The organism is Gordonibacter pamelaeae 7-10-1-b (assembly GCF_000210055.1).
GTDB classification, from domain to species: Bacteria; Actinomycetota; Coriobacteriia; order Coriobacteriales; family Eggerthellaceae; genus Gordonibacter; species Gordonibacter pamelaeae.
On the sequence record NC_021021.1, the window covers coordinates 3,206,690 to 3,214,553 of the forward strand.

Sequence of the window (7,864 nt, forward strand, 5' to 3'; positions counted from 1 at the left end):
GGGCCGTCCCCGGCCGCATCGGTTCCTTGGGGTGCCGCGTTGCCGCGCGCCGCCTCGATCTCCCTCATGCGGTTCCTCCCTCTCGATCATCCCTCTATAGTTTGCAATAGGTAACTTATTGGGTATGATAGCGGAAGCCGGGCAGAAAGTCTACCATGGGTAATTTTTAGATCGCCCGTGCCCGCAGAACCGGTGCCGGCAATCCGCCCGCCCGCAGGGGGCAACGTGGAAAAACCGCGTTCGGGCGGCGGTTCTAGCCTCCGGGGCGGGGCGGTTCCGGTACCATGGAACAGCGGCCGGCGCCTACCGCTATTCCGAGCGCACCGGCATGCAGCCCCCTCCGGAAGGAAAGCGCAATGAACTTCAACAACGTACGGTTCGAGCGGTCGTTCGGCACCTCGGCGCAGCTTACGCCCTCGACGGCTCCCGAGGTCGCGTTCTCGGGACGGTCGAACGTGGGCAAGTCGTCGCTCTTGAACAAGCTGTTCAACCGTAAGGGCCTGGCAAAGGTGTCCCAGACGCCCGGCAAGACGGCCACCATCAACTTCTTCGACGGCGACGGCGTGACGTTCGTCGACCTGCCGGGGTACGGCTACGCCAAGGTGTCGAAATCGGAGAAGGCGCGCTGGTCGGAGCTCATCGAGGGATACTTCAACCAGGACCGCTCCTTCGCGCTCGTGGTGGCCCTCGTGGACATCCGCCACGAGGCGTCCGAGCTGGACGAGAACATGATCCGCTTCTTGCGCGAGGCCGACCTCCCCTTCGTCGTTGCGCTGACGAAGGCCGACAAGCTGTCGCGCCAGCAGCAGATGAAGCAGAAGGCCGCCCTCAAGCGCCAGCTCGCGCTGGGCGACGACGCCTCGATGGTGGTGACGTCGTCCGCGAAGGGCGACGGCATGGAGGAGCTGCGCAAGATCATCAGGGACGCGGTGGCCTAGGAGCCGACGCCCCTACGCGCCAAGCGCAAACGCAAAGGAGGGCGGCCGGTCGGCCGCCCTCCTTTGCGTTTGCATCCGGATTGCGCTTACGGGCGGACGATCTTCATGCCCGCCTGCACCGGACCGATGACGACACCCACGCCGTAGGTGGCCGCATGGATCATCTGGTTGTTGCCGATGTAGATGCCGCAGTGGCCCGAGTTGACGCACACATCGCCCGGCTGGGGGTCGCTTACGGTGGGCCAAGCCATGAACGTCGAGGTGCTGCCCATGCGCGAGTAACTGCCCAACAGGCAGAACGACACGAAACCGGAGCAGTCGTACTCGTTCGGACCTGCGCCGTAGCTCGGGTCGCCGTATCCGTACGCCTTCCCGATCTGGCTGTACGCGCGTCCGACCACGGTACCGGCGATGGCCTCGTCGTAGGAGGGTGCAGGCGACGGCGAGGGCGTGTAGCCCGTGTTGCCGCCATCTGTGTTGCCGGCGTTGCCCGCGTTGCCGCCAGCCGCCTGCTGGATCGAGGCGTTCACCACATCTTCGGCCTTGGCGGCCTCGGCGGCCTGCTGGGCGGCGCGCTCCTGCTCGAGCAGGGCGGCGGCCTCGGCGCTCAGGCTGTCGTACGTGGCCTGCATGGAGGCTATGGTTCCCGCCGTCTCGTCCTTGCTGCGCTTTGCCTCGTCAGCCTTCTCCTTGGCAATGCGCTCCTGCTCGGCGAGCACGGCCTCCTGCTCCTGCACCTCGGCGCGCAGGTCCTTCGTCTGCTGCACGAGGTCGGCATCGTTCTGGTTCAGGGTGTTGAGCAGATCCCAGTTCGTGGCGAACGCCGCGAACGTGGTGGAGCCGAACAGCAGGTCGAGCAGGGTGCTGTTGCCGGTACGGTACATACTGCGGGCGCGGGTTCCCAGATGGTCCTGCAGATCGGCTATCTGGCCGGTGGCCTCGTCGATGCGCGCCTGCGCCTCGTTGCGGTTGGCCTCGGCTTCCTTCTGGGCCGCCACCGCCTCGTCGTAGGCGATGGCCGTCTGCTCCAGCTTGTCCTGCATCGCGTTGAGCGAGGCGAGCGCGGACTGGGCCTCGGCCTGCTTCTCGGCGGACGTCGGCTCGGCGAAGGCGAGCGAGGGGATCATGAGGGATGCGGCGAGCGATGCCGCGACGAATCCGGCCAGCGCGCCCTTGGCGCGCGCTTTCGTTGCACTGTGCTGCATGTGGGGGCCTCCACCTGCTTCGTTAGCTCCGATACGTTGAGCAACAGTCTAACAGACCGTGCTCCGCCGTTTCCAAGGCACAACCGTATCGATACAGGAACATCACAGCGCAAGCGGATGCGAGAGCAAGGCGAGGCCGGGGCCGCGCGCCGATGGACGAGCAGGGCCCCTACCCGGCGAACCCCTGGTCCGCGATGCGCCCCTCCCCGTCCGCGGCGGCGGTGGCCAGCTCGTCGCAGCGCTCGTTCTCGGGGTGGCCGGCGTGGCCCTTCACCCAGACGAACTCCACCCGATGGGGCTTCTTGGCGGCCAGCAGGCGCTTCCACAGATCGTCGTTCTTCACGGGCTGCTTCTGCGAGTTCTTCCAGCCGCGCTTCAGCCAGCCGTCCACCCAATGCTGGTTGAAGGCGTTCACCACGTACTGCGAGTCGGAGTACAGCGTGACGTCGCACGGGCGCTTCAGCGCCTCGAGGCCCGCGATCACGGCCATGAGCTCCATGCGGTTGTTCGTGGTGTGCTCATAGCCCTGCGAGAGCTCCTTCTCGTGCACCTTGCCGGCGCCGTCCACGAAGCGCATGACCGCACCGTACCCGCCCGGCCCCGGGTTGCCCCGCGCCGAGCCGTCGGTGAAGATGTCTACCTGCATGAATGCCCTTTCGCGATGGAAGGCGCCGCGTGAGCGGCGCCTTCGGGTTACTTGTATTGGGACGGGTGCTTCTCGAAGAAGTCGAAGCGGGGCAGCAGCTCGCGGATGCGGTGGCGGCCCTCGTCGATCTCGCCGGCGCTGCACAGCTCGCCCACGTCCTCCAGGTCGTAGTTCCAGCTGAAGAAGTCGTCGAACTCGAAGCTCAGGTAGTCGCAGATCTTCTCGGTGCCCGCGGGCGCGATGGGGTGCATGAGCAGCGTGGCCACGCGCAGCAGGTAGAACGAGTCCACGAGCACCTGGCGGCGCGCCTCGTCGTCCTCTTCCAGCTCGGCGGCGCGGATGCCCTCGGACCAGTGCTTGTTCGCGAACCGGATGAAGTTGTCCATGAGCGACATGACGGAATGCAGCTCCACCTTCAGCATGAGGCGGTCGTAGGCGGCAAGCGTCTCGTTCGCGCGCGCGAGCGCGGCTTCCGTGGGGCGGCCGAGCGGCAGGTAGCCCTCGAAGTTCTTCTGCGCCTCGTAGAAGCAGCTGCGGGCCAGGCGGTTGAACACGTTCGTGAGCAGCGCGCCTTCCTTGAGCACCGGGTCGGCCACGCGCGGGTCGGCAAGCTCCTCCTCGGTGGCCAGGAACGGTTTGGGCTTGAAGCCCACAGACTTCTGGTCGAGCCCGAGCGCCAGGAAGTGCGCACGCAGCTGCTCCACCGTGTAGAAGTCCAGAAGCTCGTCGGCCGTGGGCGGCTTCACCGCGCCCGACGACGACGCCTTCTTGTCGCCGAACAGGATGTGGTGGTTCGCCACGAGCCGCGTCTGGCGCAGCGGGTTCTCCGCCACGCCCGGCATGATGAGGTCGCCGGGGCGCAGCGCGTCGATGAGCGCAGGCTGGGCCACGCCGTAGAAGTACAGGTTGTCCTGGCCGATGAACTGGTAGACCTCGGCGTCCTTCGAGCACCACCAGTCGCGCCAGCTGCCGCGCGGCAGCCCCATCTGGTCGTTCACAGCTATGGTGAACGACATCGGCGCCCACAGGCTTTCGGGCCAGCACCACACGGTAAGCCCCTCCAGCCCCTCGATGACCGGGGCCTTCACGCCCCATTCGATGTTGCCCGTGATGCGGAACGGCACGAGCGCCTTGCCGGTGCGGAAGCGGATGCCCGCCTGCCCCAGCACGTCGCGCGCCGCGTCGCGGGCGTCGATGTCCGCGAACTCTATCTCGAAGCTCTGCTTCCCCTTCTCGGGCTCGCGCAGCTCGTGGGCGGGAAGATCGGCGGCCACGGCCTCGTAGGCCTCGCGCGCGTCGTTCTTGATGTAGACGACCGGCGGCGCCAGGAACTCCTTTATTGCCTGCGGCACGATGGCGCGGATGTTCGGGTCGGCCTCCATCGCGGCCACCCGCTCGCGCAGGAAGTCGCCGAAGGCGGGCAGGTCGAAGTACCAGTTCTCCACCGGACGCATCTCGGGGACGGTACCGGTGAGGGACGACTTCGGCGCGATGAGGTCCTCGGGCGCGTAGCTGTGCCCCAGGTCGCACTCGTCGGCGTAGGCGTGCTCGGACTTGCAGCCCTGCACGGGGCAGCGGCCCGTCACCTGGCGGCCGTTCAGGAACGTGTGCGCCTCGGCGTCGTAGAACTGCAGCGTGGCGCGCTTGTGCAGATGCCCGTTCTCGTGCAGCTTCTCGATGAACTTGCCGCTGATGAGCTGGTGCACGTCGCCCGAATGGCCCATGCCGGACCCCTCGTAGATGGACAGGCTGATGCCGTAGGCGTCGAGCGTGGCCTTCTGGGCGTCGTGGTTCTTCTGCACGTACTCCTCGATGGTGCCGTCGAACTCGCCGGCCTCAACCAGCTTGCGGTAGCCCTCGTTGATGGGCGACCCGAAGCAGTCCGTGCCGCTGATGAAGCGCACGTTCTCGGGTCCTATGCGGTCGCGCAGGAAGCGCGCGAAGGCGTCGGCGGGCACGAACACGCCGGCGATGTGCCCGAAGTGCAGCGGCTTGTTGCCGTAGGGCATGCCCGCCGTGACCACGGCGCGCTTCGGCCACACGACGCGCTCCTCGGCGGGAGCGGCGCTCAAAGTTGGTGCGTTATCGGGCAAGGCTGCCATCGTTTTCCAGCTCCTTCAAGGCCTGGGCCAGGTCGTCGGCCGACAGGCGGCTCTCCGACATCAGGTCCAGCAGGTCGGACAAGCTCGACGACGGGTTGTCGAGCTTCACGGTCTTGTACGCGGTCGTGTTGGCCAGCTCGGCGGCCTTGGCCACGGCGTCCTCGCGCGTGCCGATCTCGTCGGCCAGGCCGTTCTCCACAGCCTCCATGCCGGTGAACGTGAGGCCGGTGGCCAGCGCGCGCACCTCCTCGACCGTCATGTCGCGGCCTTCGGCAACCGTCTGGATGAACGTCTCGTTGATCTGGTTCACCATGTTCTGGTAGTAGGCGCGCTCCTCCTCGGTCAGCGGGCGCGTGCCGTAGCTGGAGTCCTTGGAGTCCGACGACGTGACGTTCTCGATGGAGATACCCAGTTTGTCCAGCAGGCCGGACAGGTCCGTGACCTGCAGCGCCGTGCCGATGGCGCCGATGGCCGTGGTCTTGGCCGTGTAGATGAAGTCTGCCTGGCTCGATATCTCGTAGGCGGCGCTCGCGTTCATGGAGGCGCTCGACACCACGACGGGCTTGCCGGAGCTTTCGGAGAACTCGCGCACGTAGGCGGCCATCTCCTCGCCGGCCGTGGCCGTGCCGCCGCCGGAGTTCACGCGCAGGACCACGGCCTTGATGTGCTTGTTCTCCGCGGCCACGTCGAGCTGCGCCTTCAAGCCCTCGGGGCTGCAGGTCGTGCCGTCGTACTGGATGGTGCCGTCGATGTCGATGACGCCCACCGCGTCCGAGGTCAGGTAGTCGACGTCCGACGTGGTAGCCGTGGACCCCAGCGCGCCCAGCGTGCCGAACGACGAGGACACGGCCGACGTGCACGACCACATGCCCAGCGCGATGATGCCGAACACGCACAGCACCGCCACGAGCGCGACGATCCAACCGCGGCTCTTCTTCGGCGGCTCGGGCTGGTAGTACGGCGGACAGCCTTGCGGCTGGGGGGCCGGTGCGCCCTGCGGGGCGGCGGGCTGCTGCCACACCTGCTGCTGCCAGTTGTTGTCCTGGGGCATAGTGGTCCTCCGTTGCTAGATCTCGATGGCGTCGCCCTTGGTGTGCTGGGCCTTCTTGGCCGTGCGCAGCAGGAACTCCTGGTTGGTCTCGGTCTGCTTGAGCGACTTGATGAGCATGTCCATGGCGCGCTCGGTGCTGTTCGTGTTCGACAGGATACGGCGTACGGCCCAGATGAGCGGCGCCTCCTGCGGGTCGAGCAGCAGCTCCTCCTTGCGGGTGCCCGAGGCGACGGGATCGATGGCCGGGAAGATGCGGCGGTCGGCGAGGTTGCGGTCGAGCTTGAGCTCCATGTTGCCCGTGCCCTTGAACTCCTCGAAGATGACCTCGTCCATCTTGGAGCCGGTGTCGATGAGCGCCGAGGCGAGGATGGTGAGGCTGCCGCCCCCCTCGATGTTGCGGGCGGCGCCCAGGAAGCGCTTGGGCGGGTAGAGCGCCGTGGAGTCCACGCCGCCGGACAGGATGCGGCCCGATGCCGGCTGCGCCAGGTTGTAGGCGCGCGCGAGGCGCGTGAGCGAGTCCAGCAGCACGACCACGTCCTTGCCGCACTCCACGAGGCGCTTGGCGCGCTCGATGACCAGCTCGGACACGGCGATGTGGTTCTCCGTGGGCATGTCGAACGTGGAGGACACGACCTCGCCCTTGATGGAGCGCTCCATGTCGGTGACTTCCTCGGGACGCTCGTCCACGAGCAGGCACATGAGGTGCACGTCGGGGTTGTTCGCGGTGATTGCGGCTGCGATGTTCTTCAGCACCGTGGTCTTGCCGGCCTTCGGCGGGCTGACGATCAGGCCGCGCTGGCCCTTGCCGATGGGGCTCACAAGGTCGATGACGCGGGCCGTGACGGTGTTCTTGCCGTGCTCCATATGGAAGCACTCGTCGGGGTAGACCGGCGTGAGGTCGCCGAAGCGCACCCGGTTGCCGCACTCCTCGATGGGCGTTCCGTTGATGGCCGTGACCTTCTGGATGGCGGCGTACTTCTCGTTCTCGCGCGCCGGGCGCGTCTGCCCGGACACCATATCGCCCTTGCGCAGGCCGTTGCGGCGGATGGTGGACAGGCCCACGTAGCAGTCCGTCTCGCTGGGCAGGTAGCCCTGCGTGCGCAAGAAGCCGTATCCGTCGGCCAGGATGTCCAGGATGCCGGACACCTCGATGAAGCCCTCGGCCTTCACGCTGGCCCCGAACACGGCCTCGACGAGCTCGGCCTTCTTGAGGCCGGCGGCGTCCACCCCCAGCTCGGCCGCCTTCTCGCGCAGCTCGGCCACCTTGAGCTTGGCCAGATCGTCGCGCGACACGCTGGGCTGCACCTCGCGGGGACCGCGGTTGTTGTCGTGCGGACGGCGCTGGCGGCGGTTGTTGTTGTTCTGCTTGCCGCCGGAGGCGTTCTGGCGCTGGTTGTTCTGCTTCTGGCGGTTGCCCTGGTTCTGGCCTTGGCCGCCTTTGTTGCCGCTGGAGTTCTGGCCCGGGCGCTTGGCGGTTCCGGAGCCCTGCTGCGGTGCGGCCTGGCCGCCGGCCTTGACGGACTTGCGCGGCGTCTTGGCCGTGCGCGGTGCGGGGGATGCGGCCTCGGCCTGCGGTTCCGCTGCCTTGTCGGCCGGCGCCTTCGCGGCGGCTCCGGCGTTCACGCTCGTTGAGCGGCGGCGCGTGGGCTTGGCTGCCGGGGCGGGCGCCTCGGGCGCCACGGTTGCTGATTCGTTCTCGCTCATGCGTTCTGCACTTTCTCCCAGTCCTTGAGGAACGCCTCGAGGCCGCGGTCGGTCAGCGGATGCTGCACGCACTTCTTGAGCGCGGCGAAGGGCACGGTGGCGATGTCGGCGCCCATGAGGGCGGCCTGCGCCACGTGGTTCGCGCTGCGCACGGACGCGGCGATGATCTCCACGTCGTGGCCGAAGTCGTAGTTGTTCACGGCGGCCACCACGTCCTC

Annotated in this window: 7 protein-coding genes; 1 reads left to right on the forward strand and 6 read right to left on the reverse strand. The window is 67.4% G+C overall.

The genetic code is table 11. From position 1 onward, the window contains the following. The first annotated feature begins 356 nt into the window (after positions 1-356). Positions 357-938 carry a ribosome biogenesis GTP-binding protein YihA/YsxC gene (yihA, locus tag GPA_RS14735; protein ID WP_015540366.1) on the forward strand — a complete coding sequence of 194 codons (582 nt, stop codon included), beginning with the start codon at positions 357-359 and terminating at the stop codon, positions 936-938. A gap of 86 nt (positions 939-1,024) precedes the next feature. Here yihA and GPA_RS14740 read toward each other — a convergent pair whose 3' ends face one another. The 6 genes from GPA_RS14740 to GPA_RS14765 form a co-directional block, all read right to left on the reverse strand. After that, a complete protein-coding gene (locus GPA_RS14740) occupies positions 1,025-2,143 on the reverse strand; it encodes a coiled-coil domain-containing protein (protein WP_015540367.1) in 1,119 nt (372 codons plus the stop codon). Positions 2,144-2,312: 169 nt separating this feature from the next. Beyond that, on the reverse strand, positions 2,313-2,789 hold the full coding sequence (rnhA, locus tag GPA_RS14745; protein ID WP_015540368.1) for a ribonuclease HI: 477 nt from the start codon (positions 2,787-2,789) through the stop codon (positions 2,313-2,315). Between the two features lie 47 nt (positions 2,790-2,836). Then, positions 2,837-4,891, reverse strand: coding sequence for a methionine--tRNA ligase (locus GPA_RS14750; RefSeq protein ID WP_231847665.1), 2,055 nt, complete (start codon positions 4,889-4,891; stop codon positions 2,837-2,839). Continuing rightward, on the reverse strand, positions 4,872-5,942 hold the full coding sequence (sppA, locus tag GPA_RS14755; protein ID WP_015540369.1) for a signal peptide peptidase SppA: 1,071 nt from the start codon (positions 5,940-5,942) through the stop codon (positions 4,872-4,874). The genes GPA_RS14750 and sppA overlap by 20 nt, the downstream gene beginning before the upstream one ends. Positions 5,943-5,957: 15 nt before the next feature. Then, entirely contained in the window at positions 5,958-7,646 is a 1,689-nt protein-coding gene (rho, locus tag GPA_RS14760; protein WP_015540370.1) for a transcription termination factor Rho, read from the reverse strand. Continuing rightward, the coding region (locus tag GPA_RS14765) for a transaldolase family protein (RefSeq protein WP_041239730.1) at positions 7,643-7,864 on the reverse strand (222 nt) is incomplete at its 5' end. The genes rho and GPA_RS14765, both read right to left, overlap by 4 nt.

What these genes read in the sequence shown, in the direction of transcription:
- GPA_RS14740 (WP_015540367.1), bottom strand. Translation starts at nt 2,143, where the DNA reads ATGCAGCACAGTGCAACGAAAGCGCGCGCCAAGGGCGCGCTGGCCGGA.
- rho (WP_015540370.1), bottom strand. Translation starts at nt 7,646, where the DNA reads ATGAGCGAGAACGAATCAGCAACCGTGGCGCCCGAGGCGCCCGCCCCG.
- sppA (WP_015540369.1), bottom strand. Translation starts at nt 5,942, where the DNA reads ATGCCCCAGGACAACAACTGGCAGCAGCAGGTGTGGCAGCAGCCCGCC.
- GPA_RS14750 (WP_231847665.1), bottom strand. Translation starts at nt 4,891, where the DNA reads ATGGCAGCCTTGCCCGATAACGCACCAACTTTGAGCGCCGCTCCCGCC.
- yihA (WP_015540366.1), top strand. Translation starts at nt 357, where the DNA reads ATGAACTTCAACAACGTACGGTTCGAGCGGTCGTTCGGCACCTCGGCG.
- rnhA (WP_015540368.1), bottom strand. Translation starts at nt 2,789, where the DNA reads ATGCAGGTAGACATCTTCACCGACGGCTCGGCGCGGGGCAACCCGGGG.